This window comes from Saccharopolyspora elongata, assembly GCF_004348985.1.
In the GTDB taxonomy this organism is placed as follows: Bacteria; Actinomycetota; Actinomycetes; order Mycobacteriales; family Pseudonocardiaceae; genus Saccharopolyspora; species Saccharopolyspora elongata.
Genome location: NZ_SMKW01000019.1, coordinates 62,225 through 84,880, shown reverse-complemented (window position 1 = coordinate 84,880; position 22,656 = coordinate 62,225). Strand labels below are relative to the sequence as shown.

Sequence of the window (22,656 nt, the reverse complement as noted above, 5' to 3'; positions counted from 1 at the left end):
CGATCAGCCCAAGGCAGGGCTTCCCGCAGCTCGTTCGCGATGACCGGTTCTGCACCAACCCCAGGGCGTTTTTCCGCTGGGTACGGCCATTGCTGTCCGCTCCATCAGGATGACGTCAGATCGCATCCCACGCGTAGCGCAGTTCGTACGACTCGCCCGACATCACCATGTCGTTCACCTCGACCACCCGGTCGCCGCTCCACGTCCGGCGGCGAACCGTCAGCACGGGACCGCTGCCGAGGCCGAGCAGCTTCCGTTCGTTCGCGTCCGGCATCCGGGCGCTCACGATCTCCTCGTGCCCGGTGATCTCGTAGCCCTGTTCTTCCAGCCTGGCGAACACACCGCCCGGCCCGGTCTCCACCTCTTCCAGGGTGGTACCCCTGGTGATCTCACGGGGCAGCCGCGAAACAGCCAGCATCACCGGCTGATCGTCCGCACTCATCACCCGGTCGCGCACGCAAAGTTCGGAACCCTCTTCAACATCAAGGAGTTCCGCGTAATCCTGAGCAGGCTCGAACCACACCCGGACCGAGGATGATGGGGCGAATCCCTGTGCCGCCGCTTCCGCCAGGAAAGCAGCCTTGTTCGCTTCCCGCCGGGCCTTCGACAGACGTTCGCGGGAGTCCAGCCGCCGGACCACCTTCGGCGGTGCGACGAACACGCCCACTCCGTGGCGCATCTGAACCAGGCCGGCGTCTCGAAGCTCCTTCAGGGCCTGGCGGACCGTTGTGCGTGATGCGTCGAACCGGTCCTGCAGAGCCTGCTCGGTCGGCAACTGATCCCCAACCGACAGCTCGCCCCGGTCGATCTGGCTGCGCAGCGTCGCCGCGATCTCTTGATACTTCGCTGCGGCGGACATTGAAACACCTCGCACTAGACGTCTGAGTCCTCCCGAACGAGTGTCCCACCTTGCCCGCAGTTCACGAGAACCACCAACTGGTGGCTTCGATCCCGGTCGATCACAGCTGGGACGACATCCGCGACCTGGAGCAGAAGGCGCGTGGGTGGTTGCACGCCACCGCAGCGCAGCGTGCAGCCGCGAGCCAGCGGAAGTCGAGATGACTTCTCGGCCCATCCCTCAGGATCGGTCTTGTTGGCGGCCGGTGGGGAGCAGTGTACGTAGTTCCAGTGCTGCTCTCAGTCTGGTGGACAGTGGGCGGGTTGCTAGTGCTCGCCGGACCTCTCGGACCTCTTCCCAGGCTCGTCGGGATTGGCCGTCCGCCACCGGGACTCCTGACCACAGCGCCATGTCCAGCACCTTCGCCAGCCTTACCACCGGCTGCGCCGTTCGTTCTCCGATCATCGAGCCCGCCGACTCCGCCAGATCTCGCGGTGTCATCCCGATCCGGTACGGCACGCCGTGGGCTCGGATCCGGTCGCGGGCTTCCGCCCATGCGCCCATCACGCCATCGGCGCCGGCAAGGCGCCTCCTTCGGCGGGCTCGCACGGACTTCGCCAGCGGCACTCCGACCAGCCAGCAGGCGAGCAGAAGCAGTGCCCCGGCAACCGGAACCACCACTGCCCACAGCATCGGGGCGGCGCCGGATTCCTGTTCGCCCGCGTCCTCCTGCTGCCCCGGCGGGAGCTGGGGCGGGCGCAGTTGGTTCTCCGGCGGTAGCTGCTGCCTGGCCTGCGCGGCCGCCATCGCCAGGCCGGACTGCTCCCGGCCGGACTGGGCCGCGGTCGCGGTCGGGTCCAGCGGCACCCAGCCGACTCCCTCGACCGCCACCTCCGGCCACGCCAGCACGTCGCCGTTGCGCACCACCTTGAAGTCGCCCTCGGTCTTGTTCGAGCCGCGGAACCCGACGACCAGCCGGGCCGGGATGCCGTTCAGCCTCGCCAGGAGCACGTACGCGGCGGCGAACTGCTCGCTCGTCCCGCGCTTGCTCTCCAGGAGGAAGTGCCGCAGCTGCGGCCAGCCGTGCCCGGTCGGCAGGTCTTCGCCGACCGCGACCTGGTAGTTCTCGCTGAGGAACCGGTCGAGCTGCAGGGCCGCCTGGAACGTCGGGCGCAGCCCGCGCACCGAATCCCTGGCCAGCCGCCCGATTTCCGGTGGCACCACGCCGAGTCCGCCGAGCCCGCCCGCCGCGTGGGGATCCACCGGGGCTACGCCGAGCCGTGCCGCGTCGACCTGGGGCGTCGACCAGCTCAGCCGGTAGGAGACCTCCTGCCCGGCGGGCACCGGCGGGTCCACCAGCAGCGCGCCCGAGGACTGGTCCACCAGCGGCGCGAGCCCGGTCACGCCCACCGGAACCGGCTGGCTCGGCAACCACGGCCCGAGCCCGCCTCGCACCCGCAGGTCGGCCGCGCCCGCGGTGCCGCCCGGCACCCCGTCGAGGCCGGTTCCCATCCGGCGCAGCTGCGCGCCGGTCGACCAGTTGGTTCCGTCGAAGCCATCCAGCACCACCAGGCGCCACCGGTCGACCGGCGCATCGCTGCGGTAGCGGAACACCTCCCGCTCGCGGTCGCCCAGCCGCGCCGCGATCTGGTCCAGCGGATTGCTGAGCCGGTTCTGCTGCAACGGCGCCAGGCGGCCGTCCGCCAGGCGGTACGGATCGCCGCCGACCGGATCGAAGCCGCCGATGAGGACGGAACCGGCGACGACGCCCACGATCGTCGGCACCACGAGCAGAATCCGCGCCTTGGACGACCGGGGCACCGGTTGGAGCCCACCGCGAGGGCGGGCGGCCGGGCGCCCGGGGCGCTCCGCCCAGAGCACCACTCCGGCCGGGACCGCGTAGGCGATCGCGGCAAGCAGCGCCGCAAGCCCGGTCAGCGCCTGGTACGCCTGGGCGAGCGCGACCACGGCCAGGCCCGGCAGCAACGCCACCATCGGCTTTCGCAGGCGCAGCAACAATTCCAGGCCGAGCGCGACGGCGAGCAGCACCGCCAGCGGGACGAACAGCAGCTGCTCGGCATCCGGCCTGGCGGGCCAGGTCGACTGCAGGCTGAGCAGCCAGCCCTCGGTCAACCCGCGTTCCAGCACCCGCAGCGTCTCCCCGGTGGGCAGGCCCACCACGGTGGTCGGGAACAGGAGCGACTCGATCAGCCCGAGAAGAGCCCCCAGCAGCACCAGAACCGGGCGCCACGGCTCCAGTTCCGGCCACCGCGCGGCCAGTTCGACGCAGCCGTAGCCGACGAGCACCACGACGAGCACCGGGACGATCAGCGGCGCCAAGCCGAAGACCGGCGCGAACAAGAACCCGGAAACCGCTGCGGCGCAGAGCAATCCGGCGACCGCAAGCCGGCTGCGCGCGGTCATGCCGGAGCCGCCTGCAAGACGTTCCACTTCGCGGCGGCATCGGCCGCGTCCGACGCGGCGATCAGCCCGTTGCCCGCCGACGACTGCCGGGCGCCGAGCCGGACCAGCACGTCCGGCCGCCAGCGGTGCGCGGCCACATCGGCGTCCGGCCCGGTGATCACGACCAGGATGCCGCCGGGACGCGTCGCGGCGAGCGCGGCCGGCACCAGCTGCGCATCCGCCGCCGCGTCCTGGCCGACCAGGCACAACTCGTCCAGTAGCGACCTGGCCGCCCGCAGGCCGCTGTCGACCGGCGTGTCGATGCCGTGGGAGGCGATCAGCCGGCAGTGCTGTCCGGCCGATGCTGAGGCGTAGAGCAGCGAGGCCGCCACCTCGACGGCTTCTTCGAAAACGGCCGGGCTCATCGCGGCGGGCCGGGTGTCGAGCACCGCCGTGAACCGCAGCTGCGCCGGGTCGGCGTACTCGCGCACCATGAGCTGACCGGTCCGGGCCGTCGCTTTCCAGTGCAGGAAGCGCACTTCGTCGCCGATCACGTACGGCCGGACGGCGCGCAGGTCCGCCGAACCGCGCAGCGGCGGATCGGTGATCGGCCCGTCGTGGTGGTGCCTCGGATAGCCGGCCCGCGCGGGGCGCACCTGGTGCCGACGCGGGTGCGCCCACAGGTGCGCGGTGCCGCCCGCGGTCCGGTCTCCGTGGGCGAGGCCGAAGGGATCGAACCGGCTCAGCACGAGCGGGCCGACCTGGAGCCGGCCGCGCGCCGTGGTGAGCAGCTCGTAGTGGTAGGTGGCCTCCGCGCCGGGCGCGAGCGGGCGGACCTGCACCTCGTTCGCCTCGGTGCCGACCCGGTCGGACGCGGCGAATCCGCCATGCCTGCGGGTGGTGCCGTTGCGGACCACCAGCGACGCCAGCGCGGGCTTGCCCCGCTCGACCCGGTCCGGGGTGACGGAGCGGATGACCTCCACCTTGGGCTGGACGAAGGTGGTGGCCACGGCGGCCAGCACCGCGCCGACCGCGACCCCGGCCAGCGCCCGGAACAGCGGAAACCCGGCCACCTCTCCGAAGGCGAAACAGAGCGCGGCCCCGAGGAGAACGAGGATGCCGCGGCGGGTGAGCCGCACCCCTACCTCCTCGCCGGGTCCGTCGGCACGGCGGTGTCCGCCAGCAGCTCCGCCACCACGTCGCTCGCCTGCCGCTGGCTCAGCTCCGCGTCCGGGGTGAGCACGAGGCGGTGGGCGAGCACCGGGACGGCCACGTCCTTCACGTCGTCCGGCGTCACGAAGTCGCGGCCGTGGGTGGCGGCGAGCGCCTGGGCCGCTCGGATCAGGGCGATGCTGCCGCGCGGGCTGGCGCCGTAGCGGACCGCCGGATGGGTCCGGCTCGCCGCGGCCAGCCGCACCGCGTAGGAGATGACCTCTGGGGCCAGGCGCGACTTCCGCACCTCGCCGATCACCTGCTGCACGCCGCTGATGTCGATCACCGGCTGCAGCTCGTCCGGGCTCACCCCGGCGCAGTCGCCCATCACCACGCGCACCTCGGCGTCGTGCTCCGGGTAGCCGACGGACAGGCGCATCAGGAACCGGTCCAGCTGCGCCTCGGGCAACCGGTAGGTGCCCTCCATCTCGATCGGGTTCTGCGTGGCCACGACGAGGAACGGCCGCGGCACGTCCTGGCTGATCGAGTCGACGGTCACCCGGCGTTCGGCCATCACCTCCAGCAGCGCGGCCTGGGTCTTCGGCGTGCCCCGGTTGATCTCGTCCGCCAGCACCACGTTGGCGAAGATCGCGCCGGGGTGGAACTGGAACCGCTCGGCGTTCTGGTGGTACACCATCACGCCGGTGATGTCGCCGGGCAGCAGGTCGGGCGTGAACTGGATGCGGCTCCACCCGCCGCCGATGCTGGCCGCGATGCACCGCGCCATGGTGGTCTTCCCGACCCCGGGCACGTCCTCGATCAGCAGGTGCCCCTCGGCGAACAGGGCGGCCACCGCGAGGCGGACGACGTCCTCCTTGCCGCGCATCACCACCTGCACGTTCTCGGCGATGAGGTCGTAGGCGACCTTGGGGGTGGGTGTCACAGCAGTTCCTCGCCCTTTCCTCGACGCAAACCAGCCGGCGGCGCCGGCCCGATCCAGAACACGACGCCCCGGATCGCTATCCCGGCTGTCCCGTCCAGGTGTCCGTGGCCTGGCCCAGCGGGGTCGTGATGGTGGCCGTGATCTTGATGGTGCCGAACCAGGTGACGTTGTTAATGACGATCTCGGAAGGCCCGTCGCAGGGCGCAGAACTCGGGAAGAAGCCCATGAAGCGCGCCTCGCAGGTAGCCGACGAGCCCTTGGCGTCGGCGTTGACGCTCACGATCAGCCTGTTGTTGCCATCGCCCCGCACCCCGGTGATCTCCACGGTGGGCGGGCCCGACGGCACGGTGACGCTCTGCTTGCCGGGATTCCCCTTGAGCACGGGAGAACCGGACGGGCCGTACCTGGTGACCGCGCGGACAGTGATGGTGGTGGTGCCTGTGATCCCCTGGAATTCCGCGCTCTGGCCGGAAACCTCGCGTTCGCCCTTGCCGGACGCGCTCACCAGGTAGTGCACCAGCTCCGCCCCGTGGCGTTCGGGTTCGGTCCACGTCACCGAGACCCGCCCGTCGGCGCCCGCCTTCGCGGTGACCTTCGGCGCTTCGGCCGCGCGTCCCGGCACCACCGCCTTGGCGCTGGCGCCCGAGCCGCGGCCCGCCGAGTTCTCCGCGGTCACGGTGATCACGTAGGATTTGCCGTTGGTCAGCCCGCTCACGGTGGCGCTCGACGCCGACCCGTCGACCGTGGTCGACCCGCCCGACCAGCTCAGCCGGTACCTGGTGATCCGCGCGCCGTTGTTCGCGGCGGCGCCCCAGGTCACCGTGGCCGAGCCGTCGCCGGCGACCGCCTTGACGTTGCGGGGCGCGCCGGGCGGTGTCGCGGCCGCGACGACATCCGACAGCACGCCGGGCACCAGCGGCTCCGAGTCCGGTGGGTCCTCGGTGGTCGCCTCGTCGGCCGTCCCGTTGCGGGCGGCGTCGTCGATGGACACCTCGGCCGCCGATCCGTCCTCGCCGTCGACCACCAGCACCCGCGAGCCGTCCGAGGTGTCGACGTAGATCCGGTCGTCCTCGCCCAGCGCCGGTCGCGGCGGTTCGCCGTTCTCCGGAAGCTTCTTCGAGCTCTTCAGCTGGCCCTTGCTGTCGTAGGTGAGCACTTCGTGCCGGGTCTCGTCGACCACCATGACGACGTGCGAGGCCGCGACGGGTCCGGCGATCTTGCCTTCCTTGGGCAGGTCCACCGAGACGGGCCGGGCGGTCGGGCCGTTCTTCTCCAGCCCGGCGGTGTCGATCAGGTGCAGCTGCTTACGGTCCGGGTCGACGACGGCGAGCCGCCCGTCGACGGCGCTGTTGGCGACCTGCGCCGTGGGCGGCAGTTTGAGCCCGATCTCGGCGGATCCGCCGAGCCCGTCGCCGCTGATGGTGTGCAGCGTGTCCGCCGTGGTGTCGATCACCACCGCCCGGTCGCCGACGACGGCCAGCGCGCCGCCGTGGCCCTTGGGCAGTTCCGCGGGACAGGCGAGCCGGGTGGCGTCTCGCGACAGCTGGCAGATCGAACCGGTGTCGATCCGGTGCAGCCACACCGTTCCGTCGGAGGTCGCCACCGGCATGGACAGCGGGCCGCCCGCCGGGACGGTGGCCGTCGGGTCGCCGAGGCGCGCTACCCGGCCCGCGTTGCGGTAGACCAGGTACGGGCCGCCCGCGACCTCCAGCACGACCGGCCGCTCGGCGGCGGGGGGCGCGACGCTGTTCTCGACGCTCAGCGTCGACTTGCTGAACTCCGTGATCCGCGACCGCTCGACGACGTATCCGGAGCGCTCGCCCTGCACGACCTGGCTGCCCTGCTCCGCGCCGGGCACGCTCGCCCGCGCATCCACCTGGCCGGTCGACCCGTCGACGTGGAACGCCGACTGCGAAGCGCTGTTGTAGACCCAGTGGCCGACCTGGACGAACTGCAGGCCGGGCGGAACGGACGCCTGTCCGGTCACGGCCAGGCCGACCAGTCCCACGCAGCCGGCGACCAGCAGCGCGATCGCCGCGCGGCCGCGCGCAACGGCGCGAAGCCGCTGCCAAGCCGGGGATTTCGAGCCGGACGAGTCGTCAGTCACCCGATGACATTAACAAGCGGTCGATGAAGATTTGATGATAATCGCCAACTTCGGGCGAGAGCGCCCCGCTGTCACCGAATCCTCATTTTCCCTGCGGACACTGGGCCCCGGGGAAGGCACGAGGAGGCAGCACGGTGACCGATCCAGGCGCGACCCGAGCCGGCGTGCGAATCAACGCACCGGCGATCCCGCAACCGCGACCGATTCCGGCGTGGCAACCGGCGGCGACCGCGCACCCGGTCGCCGCCCCGCCGCCCGAGCCCGCGGCTCGATCTGCCGCCGGGCCGCCGGAAACGACATCTGCCCGACCACGCCCGCTCGGCGGGATCGGGGTGCTGCAGATCATGTGCTGGCAGCTCGTGCTGATCGCGGTCGTGCTGGTCATCGGCCGGCCTTGGCCCGCGATCGCCGCGGTCGTCCTCGCGGCCGCGATCGTCCTGGCACTGACCGCGGTTCGCACCCGCGACCGCTGGCTGTACGAATGGCTCGCGTTGTCGTGGAAGTACTTGCTGCGCAAGCGCGACCGGGATCTGCGGAGCGCGGACGAGGCCGGACGCGCGCTGCTGCGCCTGATCTCGCCGGAATCGGTGTGGCTCGTGGACGACGTCGGCGACGACGTGGTGTCGATGCTCAGCCGGGCCGCCGGGATCTCAGCGGTGCTGCAACCGAGAACGACCGCCCGCGCCCCGAAACCGATGCCGCCACCGGAGACGATGCTGCCACCGCTGAGCGAGCAGGCACCGGCCTTCGCCGTGCAGGTTGTGCACCACGCCGGGTTCAGCCAGGCTCACGCGCCACGTGTCTGGCTGACCCTGCAAGTGCTGCGCACGGTAGAGGTGCATCGGGACGCGGAAGTCCGGCAAGCGTTGGGCAACGCCGTCCGGCGGGTGAAGCGCCAGCTCCGCCGCGGCACGCCCACCAGAGGGCTCACCGAGCACGAGGTCCTCGGCACCATCTCCTCGCTCGCCCACGTCACGGCCGACCGCAGCCGCATCCGGGAGCAGTGGCGGCTCTGGCACACCGGCCCGGTCTCGCAGGCGACCTTCGAACTCGAGGGCTGGCCGGGCCTTTCCCCGGCGGTCGCAACGCAGGCATTGCACCGGCTGCTCGCGGCCGCGCCGCACGCGGCGGTGACGATCGCCGTCACGGCCCACCGGTCGACGACCGACGCAGAACCCCGCGTGAGCGCGACGATGCGCATAGCGGCGGCGAACCTCCAGGCGCTGGAGCACACGACGCAGGTGCTGACCGGGCTGGCCCGCGGCTGGGGCATCGGCGTGGAACGCCTCGACGGTCGGCACGTCCGGGGAGTGGCAGCCACCCTGCCGATCGGCCGCTCGGACGCACAACAGGACCGCTGACCGCGAACATTCATAGTCCTAATAGGACACAGGTGGAGCGGAACCGTTCTCGGTCGCCGAGACCTGGTCAACCAGCGCGGCGCGTTCCGCCCTGGACGGACGTTTCGTCATGTGAGTGCCGCAGGGGCTACGCCAGTGGCCTTTCACCGACCTGCTGTTAGCGGCAGCTGCGCTGATCGGACCGCCGGAACGAACCTCGCGGCGGGTGGGCTCCACCTACGAATGAGGAACTGCGCCTTCCGGAATCCGGCCGCGCTGTCAGTGGTGCACGGCATGATGCCGGGCACTCGGGCACTCGGGCCGGGGTAGGCGTGGTGGAGGTGCGGGTGTTCGCGTCGTTGCCCAGGCCGGTGAAGGTGTTGCTGGGTGTGCGGATCCTCAACCAGTTGGGCGCATACGTGCTGGCGTTCCTGGCCGTGCTGGCCGGTCCCGATCTGGCGGCATTGGCGCTGGCGGTCTTCGGAGTAACAGCGTTGATCTCGCGGTGGGCCGGGGGCCTGTTGCTGGACAAGCTGGCGCCCCGCACCGTGATCGCGTCGGGATTGATCGCGACCGGTGCCGCGTTGCTGGTCTTGGCTGCGGCGCAGAGCCCGGTGCAGGTCGTGGTCGCGGCCGCACTCGTCGGGTTGGCCTTCGAGGTCTACGAACCGGCGTCCCAGGAATTGCTGGCCCGCCTCACCGCGGGCGATCAGCGCCAAGACGCTTATGCGCTGCTGGGCACGTCCTTGGTGGCGGCGGGCGCCGCCGGAGGGCTGCTGGCCGCACTGCTGCTCCCGCTGGGGGTTCGATGGCTGATGATCGTCGACGGCGTCACCTGCGTCGCTGCCGCGGCGGTCACTCTGGCGTTCTTGAACAAGGACACGGCGCAGATCACCTTGCCAGGACAGGAGAAGGGGCGCCCGACTGCTCGTTGGCGCCCTTCGGCGCTTCTGTTGACGCTGACGCTGGCGTGCACTGCGTTCGCTTTCGGCTATCTTGCCATCTTGATGTTCATGCCGTTCGTGCTGCTCCAGCGCGGGGCTCCGCCCTGGCTGCCCGGCCTGGCTCTGGCCGGTTCGGCCCTGTTGGCTCCGCTGGTCGTCCGCCTGACCCGGACAGCGGTGAATGCCTTGTCGCACAAGACGACGCTGTCCTGCGGGACGGTGCTGCTGGGCGCGCTGACTCTGATGATGCTGCTCGGTGACGGCCTCGCGCTCACCATCGCGGCCTACCTGGGATGGGTGGCGGTGAACAGCGTGCTGCTGGGGCGCTGGCAAGCGATGATCGCCGAGATCGCGCCAGCGGATGAGCGTCCCCGCTGGTTCGCCTTCCACGGCTCGTCGTGGGGGCTCGCCCAGCCCGCCGTCCCGGCAGTCGTGGCTGTGGCAGCCGGCGTCGCGGGCGGTACTGGGGCCGCAGCCTTCCTGACCGCGGCGGTCGCCTTCTTGGTCGTGCCGTTGTTCCTGATCGTCAACCCTCCGACAGGCTTGACGCCGATGACCAGCACGGGAACGCGTTAGAACTTCCGCTCATGCCCGGACATGCAAAGCGACGAACGGGCCTGTTGGGCTCGGGTCCGGTTTGCGGGTCGGGTGATCAGAGGTATTGGCCGAACTGGTCGGTTCTGGTTGCCAGGTGGTTGATGTGGACTCCGGACAGGTCCGCCGGGCGGAGGAGGCCGACTTCCGCCGGGTCCTGCCGTTCGGCGGCCGTGATCCGCTCGCCCTGCAACGCGATCGCCCGGTCCAGGAGGTTTCGGACGACCCTGCCGTTGCCGAACGATTCGTCCCGGCTCGTCGCCCTCAGGATTCGGCGGACCTCCGCGCGGACGCCTTCGTGGACGGTGAATCCCGCCGTGCTCGCCAGGCTTTCGAAGATCTCGACGAGCTCCGCCTCGTCGTAGTCCGGGAAGTGCACCACCGAGGGGAAGCGCGAGGCCAGGCCCGGGTTGGTGCGCAGGAACTCCGTCATCCGGCTCTCGTACCCGGCCGCGATCACCACCAGGTCGTCGCGGTGCTCCTCCATCAGCCGCAGCAGTTCCGCAATCGCCTCCGGGCCGTAGGAGTGCCTGCCGTCCGGCGGCGTCAGCGCGTACGCCTCGTCGACGAACAGGACGCCGCCCCGCGCGCGCTCCACCGCGGCTCGGACCTTCGGCGCGGTCTGGCCGATGTACTCGGCGATCAGGTCCGCGTGCGAAACCTCCACCAGGTGGCCGGAGGACAGCAGGCCGAGCTTCGCGTACACAGCCGCGACCAGCCTGGCGACCGTCGTCTTCGCCGTGCCCGGATTGCCGGTGAACACCAGGTGCCTGGTGCGGGCCGCGAGCGGCAGCCCGGCGCCGCGGCGCAGCCGGTCCGCTTCAGCTTCGGCGACCAGCAGGCGCACTTCGCGCTTCACCGACTCCAGCCCGATCAGGCCGTCGATCGCCGCCAGCGGGTCCGCCGGGAGGTCCGCGTGCACCGGTTCGACCGGGGTGTCCGGCACGTCCACGGCCTCGATCCGGTGCAGCGACTCGTCCGCGCTCACCACGCCGTCCGCGAGGATTCGCCTGGACTGCAACGAGACCGCGCGCTCCAGCAGGTTCACCGCGAGGCGGCCGTTGGTCATCGCCGCGTCGCGGCGGGCCGTGCGGACCACTGCCCGGGCCTTCTCCGGCACCCCGTCGCCGAGCGCGAAGCCCGCCGCCGCGGCCTTGCGCTCGAACAGCTCCACGACCTGCTCGTCGGTCAGGTCCGGGAAGCGCACCACCTTCGGGAAGCAGGCCGCCAGTTCCGGGGTCGCCTTGAGCAGGCCGTTCACCGCGGCGTCCGGGCCGCACAGGACCACCAGCAGATCCGCCGAGCGGGACTGCAGGCCCGCCAGCAGCGCGTCGATCACACCCTGGTTGCGGGCCCGGTCGACGTCGATGCCGGGCCGGGCGAGGGTGCCCGCGTCCTCGATGCACAGCACGCCGCCCATGGCCCTGTCGAGCGCGCGCTGCACCCCGGTGGCCGCCTCCGCCACGTGCCGCCCGGCGAGGTCCGCGCAGTCGACCACCACCAGGTGCCCGGAGGACAGCAGGCCGAGATCCGCGCAGGTCCGGCCCAGGACCCCGGCCACGGTCGTCTTCCCGGTCCCCGGAGCACCGGTGAACACCAGGTGCCGCGGGCGCACCGCGCCCGGCATCCCGGCCTCCCGGCGCAGCTTCGCGGCCCGGACCTCGGCGAGGACCAGGTCCAGTTCGCGGCGGACCGAGTCCAGGCCGACGCAGTCCGCCAGGTCGGTGCCGGCCGAGTGCTCCGGCAGGTCGCGGCCGAGCACCTCCACCGGTCCCCCGTTGTTGCGGGCGCGGGCCGCGTCGACGCCGCGCCGCGCCAGGTCCTCGATCAGCCGGGCGCCGCGCATGTTCTGCGGCCCCACCGCCGCCAGCCGGGCAGCCGACCGCGCGGCCTCGTCCGCGGCGGTGGCGCCCCGCCGGGCCACCGCGCGCCGGAACAGCTCGGCGAGGTCCTCCGGCGCGAAGTCGGCGGTCCTGGCGACCCGGAACTGCTGGAGCAGCGCCGGATTCACCGCGCCCACCCGGTCGTCTCCCCCGGCCCGGCACACCGCGATGACGTGCAGCTCCGGCAGCCGCTTCACCAACCGCCGCAATTCCTCCAGCAGCGCGGTTCCGGACCGCTCCAGGCCAGCCAGCTGGTCGAGGCCGTTCACCACCAGCACGTCGTGGGCGCCGAGGCCCTGCGTCTTCTGCTGCAGGTGCACCACGGCGTTGCTGACGTCGAGGCTGGCGAACTCGGCCTCGGAAACCCATGCCTCGGTGCGGTTGCCGCCCGCCTTGAGCAGCATGCCGCGCAGGAGTCCCGCCGCCGTGCCCCGCCCCGTGCTTTCCGGGCCGGTCAACAACATCCGCACCACCCTGGTGCGGCCGTGCCGGAAATCGGCCAGCTCGGCGCGGACCGCTGCGGCCAGCTCCGGCTGGCCCACCAGGGCCGCCGCCGGATCCGCGGCCGCCGAGTGCAGTTCCTCGCCGCCGACCAGCTTCGGCACCAGCGGGTTGAGCACCCTGCGCGGCCGGGCCAGCACCCGCAGTTGCCGCTGGAAGTCCCGCACCGGGACGAAGCAGCTCGGCGTCACGATGCCGTCCGGCAGGCCCTGCACCACGCCGCTGACCCGCATCGCCATATCCAGCCAGGCGCGGCAGACGTCCACCTCGCCCGCCAGCACCGCGCGCCCGAGCCAGGCCAGCACGAGGTTGTGCCAGCGGTCGCCGTCGAAGTTCTCCTTGAGCCGGACGAACATGGCCTGCACGACCTCGAACATCGCGTGGCCCGTGGTGAGCGCCAGCTCGACCGGCACCTCCGCCAGCTCGGCCTGCAGCATCAGGCCGGCCAGCGCGATCTCGTGCTCCACCGAGTAGTCGATGTCGGGGATCGGGCCCGCGCCCGCGACGCCCGGCGACCGCTCCAGCAACCGCTGGTGCGCGGCCAGGAACCCCGAGCACGCCCAGTCCAGGTAGCCTGCCGGGCCGCTGAGCTCGGGCAACGCCGCCAGGATCGACTCGTCGGCGCGCTGCGCCCACAGGTCCGCCAGCCTCCCGACCGGCGCGACGAGGTCCTGCTTGGCCAGCGCCGGGTCCGCCGCGCGCATGTCGTGCAGCGCGATCAGCGCCTGGCGGCGCGGTTCGAGCGGTTCGATCCCGGCGAACACGTCCAGGCAGCGGCGGGCGACGCCGAACGCCAGCTCCCGCAGATCGGGGTCGTCACCGGCTCCGTCGAGCAGCCACTCCACCGGCGGCCGGAACCGCGACGCGCTCGCGCTCCAGGACCAAGTGCGGTTGGGCCGCCACGGCTGGGCCGCGAAGCCGCCCATGGTCTCCCGCTGCAGGTCGGCGGCGTTGCCGCCGCGGACCGCCGCCGTGCCGACCAGGAACTCCAGCAGGAACCACAGCTCGGCGCCGATGACGGTGGTGTCCTCGGCGAAGAACTCCGGCAGTTCCACGGCCAGCGCCTCCGCCGCCGGGTCGCGGTTGAGCTCGACCGCGCGCTCCCCGATCTCCTCGTACAAGCCGTCCGGAACCCGCCACGGACCGTGGGAGTACACGTCCAGCACGGGCTCGTCGGACAGCAGCAGCTGGAGGTGCTCGGGCAGCAGGGGTCGATCCACGGTCGGCCACCTTACTTCCGCCCGCCGGCCGCCCGATTCCAGGCGAAGACCACCGATCACTCGCCCCCGGTGAAGCGCCGGGAAGTCCTCGCCGCCGCGATGCTGCTCGCCCGGAAGCGCCTGGCCTCCGGCCGAGAAGGGTTCACTCGAACCCAGTCGAACAACTGGGTTTCCGAAAGACCTACTGGAAGGAATCCTGCTACCTGGGAAAACGGAGCTGCAGCTGTCAGTCGGCAAAAACGAGTGCCCGTCCGGTTCCTTGCCGGGCGGGCATATCACTGTGCGGGTCGGGAAACCGAATCGGCACCCGTGAGTGCCGATTGGCCAAGCAGGTCGCGCAACCTCTGCAATGCCGCCTCACCATCAGCGCCGACTGTTTCGAGCGGACCCACCCGCGCCGCGCGAATGGCGCGTTGGATCTGGTGCGGTAGACGCTGGGCTTCGGCAGCCTGAAGCGCAGTTCGGAGCGCTTCCTCTGCGCCGTGTCGTTCGCCCGCTTCGAGGAGGACCTGCCCGGCTGTGACGCGCTCGATGATGTGCCACTGCGGCGCTGCCGGGGCTGCATCGACTTGGGCTGCGTCGACGACTCTCACAGCTTGGTCGGCTCGGCCCGTTGCCATGAGGCCCCGTAGTTCGATCTCGCGAAAGGTGAACGGGTTGAACAGCATCCCGTCGCCGGGGTGTTGGTCGAGGAGATCGCGGTAGCGGCCGATGGCGTGGTCGAAGCGGTCCGGGGCGCCGAGTTCGCCTGTTGCTCTGGACAGCAACGCGAGCGCGGTTCCTTGCCCAGTCGCATCAGGGGTGAGCTCCGCGGCCTGTTCGAGCCTGGCGACCGCAGCAGGTTCATGCCCGGCCTTGCGCAGCTCGTTTCCGTGCATGCGCAGCGTGTGCGCAAGGAATTCGGTGTCGCCCAAACGCTGCGCGATGAGCAGTGCTTTCCCTGTCCAGCGTGCGGCGGTGGCGAGGCGTTCTTCGGGAAGCACCGTGCCGAGCGAGACGCCAAGGGCAACCCGTCCTTGGGCCAGGAGCATGAGGCTGTCGAGTTCGATGTGACCTTCTGCGGCTCGGGCTTCCAGTCGAGCTACCAGCGGCCACAGCTCGTTGACGGCGTCGACCGCAGTCCTGACTGGCGTGCGATCTCGGCCAGTCGAATGGTGGAGTCGGCGAACTGGAGCATGGCGGCGAAGTCGGCATCATCGGCATCGGTCACGCCGAGTGCGTGCGGGGGGAGCCCCAGGGTGCGCGCGATGTGCCGACGGGTGGCGACGTCGCTGATAGTTCGGCGGCCGGTCTCGATCATGGAGATGTAGGTCTTGTCGTAGCCGAGGATGGCTGCCAGTTTCTCCTGGCTGAGCCGGTTCAACCGGCGGTAGATGCGCAGGATCGTGGGGAGGTCGCGAGTCGCGAGGGCGATGTTGGCTTCAGGGGCAGACCACATCCATACAGCCGGAGCGAGTTGTGCGGCGGGAAGGGCGGGCGCTGGAGCGTTTGCCATTGCGTGGCAGGTCGGGCAAACCGCTTCGGTCGCGTAACGGCTGAGCTGCGCCCCGCATGCCTCGCACCGCCGAATGGCCATGCTCTCTCACCCCACGAGTTCGGATTCAGCGGCTCGCAGCCGGGCGAACCAGGCGGAGATCGACCGCTTGTAGCCCTCGGGCATGTTCAGATCGGCGATCGCCGACTCAGGAAACAAGCCGACTTCCTTGTGTTCGTGGGACAGGACGGGTTCTGCGTCGGTGTCCGGGTAGCAGCCGTAGGTCACGATGAAGACGTGCTTGTCGACGGCGTGGATGTGATACATCCACGAGTTGAGAACGGGCCCGGTCGTGACTGGCCAGGACGTCTCCTCTGTGATCTCGCGAGCGACGCACTCCTCTGGAGTCTCTCCGATCTCGATCCGGCCGCCGGGCAGCTCCCATTCCTCGCGCTCGTTCTTCAGCAGCAGCACCAAGCCATCACGAACGACGACGCCCTTGATCGAGATCGGGTAGCTACGCGGCGCAGCGCCGGGCGTGGTCATGTGAAGCCTCCTGGGCGTGATCGAGCTAGGGCTACGGACGTTCGGCAACGTAGCACCGCATGCACGGTTACCGGCAGCGATGACACATGATTCGTGGTGACAATCTGTCAGTGGACGCGGTCAGAACAGCGGGGTGAGCTGAGAGGCACCTGATCGACATTTCCGGAGGTAACGAAAATGCTCCCCGCCTCGTCAGGCGTCAGCGAAGACCGGATCGACCTCACAGCGGGTGACTACCACGCGGAGCTCATCACCAATCTCGCGGGGCACGGGCTTGCGCTCGTCGACGGTGTCCGTGATCAGGCTGTGTTGCTTGACCTCGCACGCTCACTTGGCAGCATCATGCCGCACCGGGACAGTGGAGCCAGCGGTGTGACCACGATCGCTAACTTCGGGTCCCTAGGGCACCGATCGGGATTCGCCGGTTTCAGCGCGGAAGCCCTCGACCCGCACACGGATCGTTCGGGTGTCCCGCACCCGCCGACGCTGCTATTGATGGCATGTCGACAGCCATCCGCTACAGGCGGCGAATGCGTCGTGATCGACGGACTGGCGGTCTACGACGACCTTGCCAAGTCCGAACCGGAAGCGCTTCACGCATTGTCGGCGCCGCAATCTGCACTCTTCGGAGGCGCCGCGGGTTACCTCGGCTCCGACCGCACCAAGGCCAACATCGTCGAGGCGCTGAGGCGGTCGATCCCGCTACGCGTGGGCGTGGTCAACCTCGGGGAGGGCCAGCGCAGCGACCAGGCCGTGGCCGAGCTGCGTGAGCTGGGGCTGACCAAGATCGGTACCGACCGGCTGCGGCAGGTTGGTCGAGGGGTGCGCACCGGTGCGGCCGGGCTTGATCAGCTGTGCGGGCACTGCGGCGATGGCAAGATCGCGGTTTCGCCGACCGGGCTGGTGTGGCCGCCACGCCCGGCGCTGACATCATCGAAGTGGGGGAGCACGGGCTCCGGCGGATCAAGTGGGATGAACTCGAACTCGTCGACCACTGGCGCCGCTACCTCGCCAGCCCGGACAGCTACCTGCGGCACATCATCGACTGATGGACCCGACCGCTGCCGAGGTCGCCGAGGCCGACCGCCAGTTCGCCGCATGGATGCGGAGCAACCTCGCGCGCGCTGCCGAGCACTTCGGGGTGACCGTGGCGGGCGAGCCTGTGTTCGGGTGGCGGCTGCGGTCCGCCAGCGCCCCCGCGAACAGCCCGGACGGGTGCCACTGGCTGCGGGTGGTTTCCGAGCAAATCCAGTGGGCACAGGGCGATTGGTGGACCGGCAACACCGACGCGAACACCATTACCGGCATCCACAAGCCGCACGTGGTCGATGTCGTCGAGTGGGAGATCCCTGAGGTGCGGCGGCAGCGCGCCGAGCTCATGACCTACGTGCCCGGCCGGCCGTGCTCGGGCAGCGACGCCCTTCGAGCCGACGTCGACCTGCCTTCGGGGTGGTGGTCCGAGCTGCGCCGCAGCCTCGACGTGATCCGGGTGACCCCGACGGCGCGGATACGCAAGGACGAACCGGCGATCCGCAAGGCCGTTCGGGACGCGCTCGGGGTGTCGATCGAGTTGCGGGAGTGGGAAACCGTGCACGGTGATCTGCACTGGGCGAACCTGCTGCAACCCGAGTTCGGCATCCTCGATTGGGAACTCTGGGGCCGCGGCCCGGTCGGCACGGACGCCGCGTCGCTGTACTGCTACAGCCTGCTCGCACCCCGCACCGCGGCGACCGTGTGGGACGCCTTCGCCGACGTGCTCGACACCCCGACCGGCACCACCGCACTGCTCTACGTCGCCGCCCGCCTGCAGCACCGCGTTGACATGGGCGACCACCCCGAACTCGCCGCACCGCTCCGGCATCTGGTCGACGAGCTCGCAACGTAACCACAACGGCGAACGCGCCCCACGCCGTACCCGATCAGGGCGACGACGTGGGGCGCGCGTGGGGTGCTGATCTTTCCGGGCGAACCTGTGATTACTAAGTGCGTCGCATTGTAAGCACTGTGTGCTCATTGAACGGGTGAATTCCCTTGCGGTGACGAGCATCCGGCCGTCGGCGGCCGAGCCGACCCACGGGTTGTGATCACTGGTGCGGTTCTGGTGGTTGGTGTCGCTGATGCCGCCGTCGGATGCCTTGCTCCGGCCCGGGAACGCGGTGTTGAACTGCTGACGCAGGGTTTCCAGCGAGCGCGCTCCGCGCCAGGACATGTCAGCTCCCGATGGTCTGGATGACGTCGGCGGGGGTTTCGTTGTGAGACATGGGGTTGTGGCCTTACGCGAGGCGAACCAGAACAGCTGGTTCACGCGGGTCCACTTGGCCTCGGTCATGTCCAGCGACGCGGGCGGCGGGGAGGCCCTGGCCGCCTTGGTAGACCGAGTACGGCTGTTCGCCGATGAGCAGCTGCGCGCCGGCTCCGGTGGGCGTGCTCGACAGGCGGGGCGGGGTGGTCCAGCCGGTGACGACCATGCAGATGGCGACGTACTGACCTTCGATGATCGGCACGTTACCGATGTTGAGGTGTCGGCCCCCCCGGCGGTGGTGACGTTGGAGTCGCCGAACCGGAACGCACGCTCGGTCAGGGCCGACGGTCATCGGATAACCGCCAGTAGCCGGATCGTCGCTGTCGGTCCTGGTTTCGGCGCCTCTCCGCGCACGGCCGAGCACTGGGAATAACATTCCCAGTCACTGGGAAGAATTGCTGGGCAGCTGGTCACCGCCGACGTAGCGTGCCCGCCGTGACAAGCCCGGAAACCAACCGGAAAGCCGGTACGCGAGCAGCGCGGATCCTTGCCGTGTTCGCCGAACGCGAGAGCGCGACGGCGGAGGAGATCTCCGCGGTCACCGGGATCCCGTCCAGCGCCGTGTACCGGCACCTGACGACGTTCGTCGAAATCGGGTTGGTGCACCAGGCGCGCACGCGCGGCCGCTACTGCGCGGGGTCGCTGACGGTGCAGATGGCGGAGAACTACCGGCGCGAGGCGCTCAGCCAGGGTGGGGTGAAGCGCCGCCTCCGGCGGCTGGCGGCCGACACCGACGAGCTCGCGGCGTTCCTCATCGCCCGCGACAACGACGTGCTCTGCGTCGAAGCGGCCGAGGGGACGCGCGTCGTCCGGTGCAGCTTCTCCCCCGGGCTGAGCAAGCCACTCACCTTCGGCGCCAGCGCCCAGGCCCTGCTGGCGCACCTGCCCGAGGACCGGGTCGCGCGCGCCGCCGCGGCGCACGGGCTGACCCCATCGCAGGTCCACAAGTTGGAGATCGACCTGCGGCGCGTGCGGGGCCAGGGCTTCGCGGTGAGCGTCGGTCAGGTCGATCCGGGCGTGTGGGGCGTGAGCGTGCCCGTGCTGGACCGGAAGCAGAACCTCGTCGGCGTGGTCAGCACGATGGCCCCGGACTTCCGCGTCCGGCCTCGGCACGAGTCCCTCGTCACGCTCACGCACGCCGCAGCGCAGGACATCAGCAGACTGGAGGAGTACGCGTGAGCACATCCGTTCCCTGCTGGACCGGACGCGTCGACGGCAGCGGGCCGGAACATCGCAGGTGGCACAACGCGATCAACGAATCACCCGGTGTCACTGGCGTTTCGCTGATCGGCTTTCCCTGCGACATCGGCGTCCGCCGCAACGGCGGTCGTCCAGGGGCCCAGGCGGGGCCGGGCGCGATCCGCGCGGCCCTGGGGAGTTTTGCGATCCAGCGAGAGGCCGTCGTGCACGACGCCGGCGACGTCGCGGTCGCCGGTGACGCCCTCGAAGCGGCGCAGGACGACCTCGCCGAGGCGGTCGCGGAACAGCTCCGCGGCGGAAACCTCCCGGTCGTGCTCGGCGGCGGGCACGAGACCGCCTACGGTTCCTACCTCGGGCTCGCCCGCAGCGGCCTGCTGGACGGGCGGCGGCTGGGCGTGCTCAACCTCGATGCGCACTTCGACCTGCGGGAGGCCGATCGCGCGTCGTCCGGCACCCCGTTCCGGCAGATCGCCGTGGGAGAAGCCGGGCGCGGCGCCGAATTCACCTACGCGGTGATCGGAATCAGCCAGCCCAGCAACACCGCCGCGTTGTTCGCCACGGCGAGCCAGCTCGGCGTCCGCCACCTCCAGGACCTCGACTGCCAGGAACGGCACATCGAGGACGTCTTCGAATTCGTCCGGGCCTTCATCGCGGACGTCGACGCGCTGTACCTGTCGATCGATCTCGACGTGCTCCCCGCCGCACAGGCGCCGGGGGTCAGCGCTCCTTCGACCCTCGGCGTACCCGCCGGTGTCGTCATCGAGGTGTGCCGGCTGATCGGCGGCGACCCGAAGCTCGCCCTGGCCGACATCACCGAACTGAACCCCGCCCACGACATCGACAACCGCACCGCTCGGATCGCGGCCCGCCTCGTGCACACGATCGCGACGAGCGCCGCCGACCGATCTGTCCCGGAAGGACACTGAATGCCCCGTCAGCGAACCTGGGCGCGGCTCGCGACCGCGCTCGTCGCCTGCCTGCTCGTGCTCGTGCCCACGAGCGCGGCGTCCGCGGCAGAACCGCCCACCGCCAAGCTCGACGCGCTGCGTTCCGGGCAGGCCACGCTCCGGGTCGGCACCGACGCGACCTTCCCGCCGTTCGAGTTCACCGACGCCCAGGGAAAGCAGCTCGGCTTCGACATCGACCTGGTCCGGGCACTGGCCGCGCGGGCCGGTATCAAGAACGTCGAGTTCGCCCAGATGCCGTTCGGCAACATCGTTCCCGCGCTGCAGGCGAACCAGATCGACGTGGGCGCCTCGGCGATCTACATCAGCACCGAACGCGCCAAAGCCGTTGATTTCTCGGACATCTACTACCCCGGCGGCCTCGCGATCTTCGCGAACGAGAAGGACAACTCCATCGCGTCGCTCGGTGATCTCGCGGGCAAGCGGGTCGCCGTCCAGGTGGGCACGAAGTCCGTCGAATGGCTCAAGCAGCACCAGCCCGCCGCAGAGCTGATCACGGTGCAGACCAACGAGCAGATGTTCTCGTCGGTGCGGCTGGGACAGGCGGACGCCGTCGTGACCGGCGCGCCCGCCGGGAAGTACTTCATCGCCCAGCAGGGCGGCCTCAAGCAGATCGGTGACCGCCTGACCGAGGAGAACTACGGCTACGCCTTCCAGAAGGCCGATCCGGCCCTGCGGGACGCGTTCAACACCTCGCTCAAACAGATGCACGACGACGGCTCCTACGCGCAGATCACCGAGAAGTGGTTCGGCGCGGAGACCACGGCGGCCAAGCCGGGCGGGCACCCCCTGCTCAACGTGGCCACCATCATCGAGTCCTCGGGGCAGATCTGGCAGGGCCTCCTCGTCAGCATCCAGGTCATCCTGAGCGCCCTGGTGCTCAGCCTGCTGCTCGGCACCATCGGCGGTTTCGCCAAGCTCAGCCGGATCGCGCCGCTGCGGTGGCTCGGCAACGCCTACGTCTCGGTCATCCGCGGGACGCCGTTCGTGGTGCAGCTGTTCTTCATCTACTTCGGGCTCCCCCAGCTCGGCCTGCAACTCCCGCCCATGGCCGCCGGGATCATCGCGCTCGGGCTCTACAGCGGCTCGTACGTGACCGAGATCTTCCGCGGTGCCGTGCAGTCCGTGGACCGCGGTCAGCTGGAAGCGTCGCGGTCGTGCGGGATGTCGCACGCCTCGGCGATGCGCCACGTGATCATCCCGCAGGCCTTCCTGCGCATGCTCCCGCCGCTGGGCAACGAGTTCGTCTCGATGACGAAGAACTCGGCGCTGGTGTCCTTCGTGACCATCCACGAGTTGTTCCTCGTGGGGCAGACCATCATCTCGCGCACCTTCGACGCGCTGACGGTCTACCTGTTCATCGGCCTCCTCTACTACCTGATGACCAACCTCATCGGTTTCGCGACGAGCACCATCGAGAAGAAGATGGCGGTGTACATCTGATGGCACTACTGGAAGTCCGGGACCTGACCAAGGTCTACGGCGACGTCAAGGTGCTCGACGGGATCGACTTCACGATCGAGCCCGGCGAGGTGGTCGCGGTGATCGGCCCCAGCGGCGGCGGGAAGTCCACCTTCCTGCGCTGCCTCAACCTGCTGGAAACCCCGACCTCCGGCAGCGTGCGGTTCGACGGCGACGAGCTGACCGGGCGCGGTGTCGACCTCGACCGGCTGCGGTCCCGGATGGGCATGGTGTTCCAGCACTTCAACCTGTTCCCCAACATGACCGCGCTGCGCAACGTCGTGCTGCCCCAGGTGAACGTGCTCAAGCGGTCGAAGGCCGAGGCCGAGGCGAAGGCGCGCGGCCTGCTGCAGCGCGTCGGCATGCTCGAACGCGCGGACGCTTACCCGAACAGGTTGTCCGGCGGGCAGAAGCAGCGCGTCGCGATCGTCCGCGCCGCCGCGATGGACCCGAAGCTGATGCTCTTCGACGAGCCGACGTCGGCGCTGGATCCCGAGGTCGTCCAGGACGTTCTCGACATCATGTCCGAGCTCGCCCGCGACGGCATGACCATGGTCGTCGTCACCCACGAGATGGGCTTCGCCCGCAAGGTCGCCGACCGTGTCGTCTTCGTCGACGGCGGGAAGATCGCCGCCGACCTCCCGCCGGAGGACTTCTTCTCGGACGGCAACGCGAATCCCCGCATCCGCACCTTCCTGGACAAGGTGCTCTGACCGGCTCCACCGCCCGGACGCGCCTGCGCAAGGCGCGTCCGGGGACAACCCCTTGTCGCGCCACGCGATC

General features: G+C 70.3%; 19 protein-coding genes and 1 pseudogene. 9 read left to right on the top strand and 11 right to left on the bottom strand.

Annotated elements, in window-relative coordinates; translation table 11 throughout:
- Positions 1–115: 115 nt before the first annotated feature.
- The 5 genes from E1288_RS16435 to E1288_RS16415 form a co-directional block, all read right to left on the bottom strand.
- Complete coding sequence (locus E1288_RS16435; protein WP_132485957.1) at positions 116–859, bottom strand: GntR family transcriptional regulator; 744 nt, start codon at positions 857–859, stop codon at positions 116–118.
- A gap of 219 nt (positions 860–1,078) precedes the next feature.
- Positions 1,079–3,262 carry a transglutaminase family protein gene (locus tag E1288_RS16430; protein WP_132485955.1) on the bottom strand — a complete coding sequence of 728 codons (2,184 nt, stop codon included), beginning with the start codon at positions 3,260–3,262 and terminating at the stop codon, positions 1,079–1,081.
- The gene (locus tag E1288_RS16425) at positions 3,259–4,380 is read right to left on the bottom strand and encodes a DUF58 domain-containing protein (protein ID WP_132485953.1); all 1,122 of its coding nucleotides are present in this window, start codon (positions 4,378–4,380) and stop codon (positions 3,259–3,261) included. Before E1288_RS16425 ends, E1288_RS16430 begins: the two co-directional genes overlap by 4 nt.
- A 2-nt stretch (positions 4,381–4,382) precedes the next feature.
- Entirely contained in the window at positions 4,383–5,336 is a 954-nt protein-coding gene (locus tag E1288_RS16420; RefSeq protein ID WP_132485951.1) for an AAA family ATPase, read from the bottom strand.
- Positions 5,337–5,412: 76 nt separating this feature from the next.
- Positions 5,413–7,443 (bottom strand): fibronectin type III domain-containing protein, encoded by a 2,031-nt coding sequence (locus tag E1288_RS16415; RefSeq protein WP_132485949.1) that lies wholly within the window; start codon positions 7,441–7,443, stop codon positions 5,413–5,415.
- Between the two features lie 134 nt (positions 7,444–7,577).
- On the opposite strand from E1288_RS16415, the gene E1288_RS16410 reads away from it, so the two are divergent.
- Together E1288_RS16410 and E1288_RS16405 are read left to right on the top strand one after the other, a co-directional pair.
- Positions 7,578–8,804: a hypothetical protein gene (locus E1288_RS16410; RefSeq protein WP_132485947.1), complete on the top strand. Its 1,227-nt coding sequence runs from the start codon at positions 7,578–7,580 to the stop codon at positions 8,802–8,804.
- A 326-nt stretch (positions 8,805–9,130) separates the two neighbouring features.
- Complete coding sequence (locus E1288_RS16405; RefSeq protein ID WP_165968139.1) at positions 9,131–10,303, top strand: MFS transporter; 1,173 nt, start codon at positions 9,131–9,133, stop codon at positions 10,301–10,303.
- A 76-nt stretch (positions 10,304–10,379) separates the two neighbouring features.
- Here the strand turns inward: E1288_RS16405 and E1288_RS16400 are convergent, their stop codons facing one another.
- The 4 genes from E1288_RS16400 to E1288_RS16390 form a co-directional block, all read right to left on the bottom strand.
- The gene (locus E1288_RS16400; protein ID WP_132485943.1) at positions 10,380–13,925 is read right to left on the bottom strand and encodes an AAA family ATPase; all 3,546 of its coding nucleotides are present in this window, start codon (positions 13,923–13,925) and stop codon (positions 10,380–10,382) included.
- Between the two features lie 275 nt (positions 13,926–14,200).
- Positions 14,201–14,956 carry a hypothetical protein gene (locus E1288_RS48780; protein WP_235883592.1) on the bottom strand — a complete coding sequence of 252 codons (756 nt, stop codon included), beginning with the start codon at positions 14,954–14,956 and terminating at the stop codon, positions 14,201–14,203.
- Between the two features lie 50 nt (positions 14,957–15,006).
- Complete coding sequence (locus tag E1288_RS48775; protein WP_235883591.1) at positions 15,007–15,501, bottom strand: helix-turn-helix domain-containing protein; 495 nt, start codon at positions 15,499–15,501, stop codon at positions 15,007–15,009.
- Between the two features lie 6 nt (positions 15,502–15,507).
- Entirely contained in the window at positions 15,508–15,945 is a 438-nt protein-coding gene (locus E1288_RS16390) for an NUDIX hydrolase (protein WP_132485941.1), read from the bottom strand.
- 177 nt (positions 15,946–16,122) lie between these two features.
- Between E1288_RS16390 and E1288_RS50350 the strand changes: the two are divergent.
- Positions 16,123–16,590: pseudogene (locus E1288_RS50350) on the top strand (TauD/TfdA family dioxygenase); the annotation flags it as partial.
- Between the two features lie 57 nt (positions 16,591–16,647).
- Here the strand turns inward: E1288_RS50350 and E1288_RS46965 are convergent.
- Positions 16,648–16,809 carry a hypothetical protein gene (locus tag E1288_RS46965; protein ID WP_165968138.1) on the bottom strand — a complete coding sequence of 54 codons (162 nt, stop codon included), beginning with the start codon at positions 16,807–16,809 and terminating at the stop codon, positions 16,648–16,650.
- A 41-nt stretch (positions 16,810–16,850) separates the two neighbouring features.
- On the opposite strand from E1288_RS46965, the gene E1288_RS16380 reads away from it, so the two are divergent.
- Together E1288_RS16380 and E1288_RS16375 are read left to right on the top strand one after the other, a co-directional pair.
- Positions 16,851–16,994, top strand: a complete 144-nt coding sequence (locus E1288_RS16380) for a hypothetical protein (protein WP_235883590.1) — start codon at positions 16,851–16,853, stop codon at positions 16,992–16,994.
- Positions 16,994–17,830, top strand: a complete 837-nt coding sequence (locus E1288_RS16375) for a phosphotransferase (RefSeq protein WP_207954380.1) — start codon at positions 16,994–16,996, stop codon at positions 17,828–17,830. The genes E1288_RS16380 and E1288_RS16375 overlap by 1 nt, the downstream gene beginning before the upstream one ends.
- 388 nt (positions 17,831–18,218) lie before the next feature.
- Here E1288_RS16375 and E1288_RS16370 read toward each other — a convergent pair whose 3' ends face one another.
- A complete protein-coding gene (locus E1288_RS16370; RefSeq protein WP_132485939.1) occupies positions 18,219–18,449 on the bottom strand; it encodes a hypothetical protein in 231 nt (76 codons plus the stop codon).
- Between the two features lie 233 nt (positions 18,450–18,682).
- On the opposite strand from E1288_RS16370, the gene E1288_RS16365 reads away from it, so the two are divergent.
- From E1288_RS16365 to E1288_RS16350, 4 genes are read left to right on the top strand one after another with little or no spacing between them, the layout of a single operon-like run.
- Positions 18,683–19,426, top strand: a complete 744-nt coding sequence (locus tag E1288_RS16365) for an IclR family transcriptional regulator (RefSeq protein WP_132485937.1) — start codon at positions 18,683–18,685, stop codon at positions 19,424–19,426.
- Positions 19,423–20,373 (top strand): formimidoylglutamase, encoded by a 951-nt coding sequence (gene hutG, locus E1288_RS16360; RefSeq protein WP_132485935.1) that lies wholly within the window; start codon positions 19,423–19,425, stop codon positions 20,371–20,373. The genes E1288_RS16365 and hutG overlap by 4 nt, the downstream gene beginning before the upstream one ends.
- On the top strand, positions 20,374–21,855 hold the full coding sequence (locus tag E1288_RS16355) for an ABC transporter substrate-binding protein/permease (protein WP_132485933.1): 1,482 nt from the start codon (positions 20,374–20,376) through the stop codon (positions 21,853–21,855).
- Positions 21,855–22,586: an amino acid ABC transporter ATP-binding protein gene (locus E1288_RS16350; protein ID WP_132485931.1), complete on the top strand. Its 732-nt coding sequence runs from the start codon at positions 21,855–21,857 to the stop codon at positions 22,584–22,586. Before E1288_RS16355 ends, E1288_RS16350 begins: the two co-directional genes overlap by 1 nt.
- Positions 22,587–22,656: the final 70 nt, after the last annotated feature.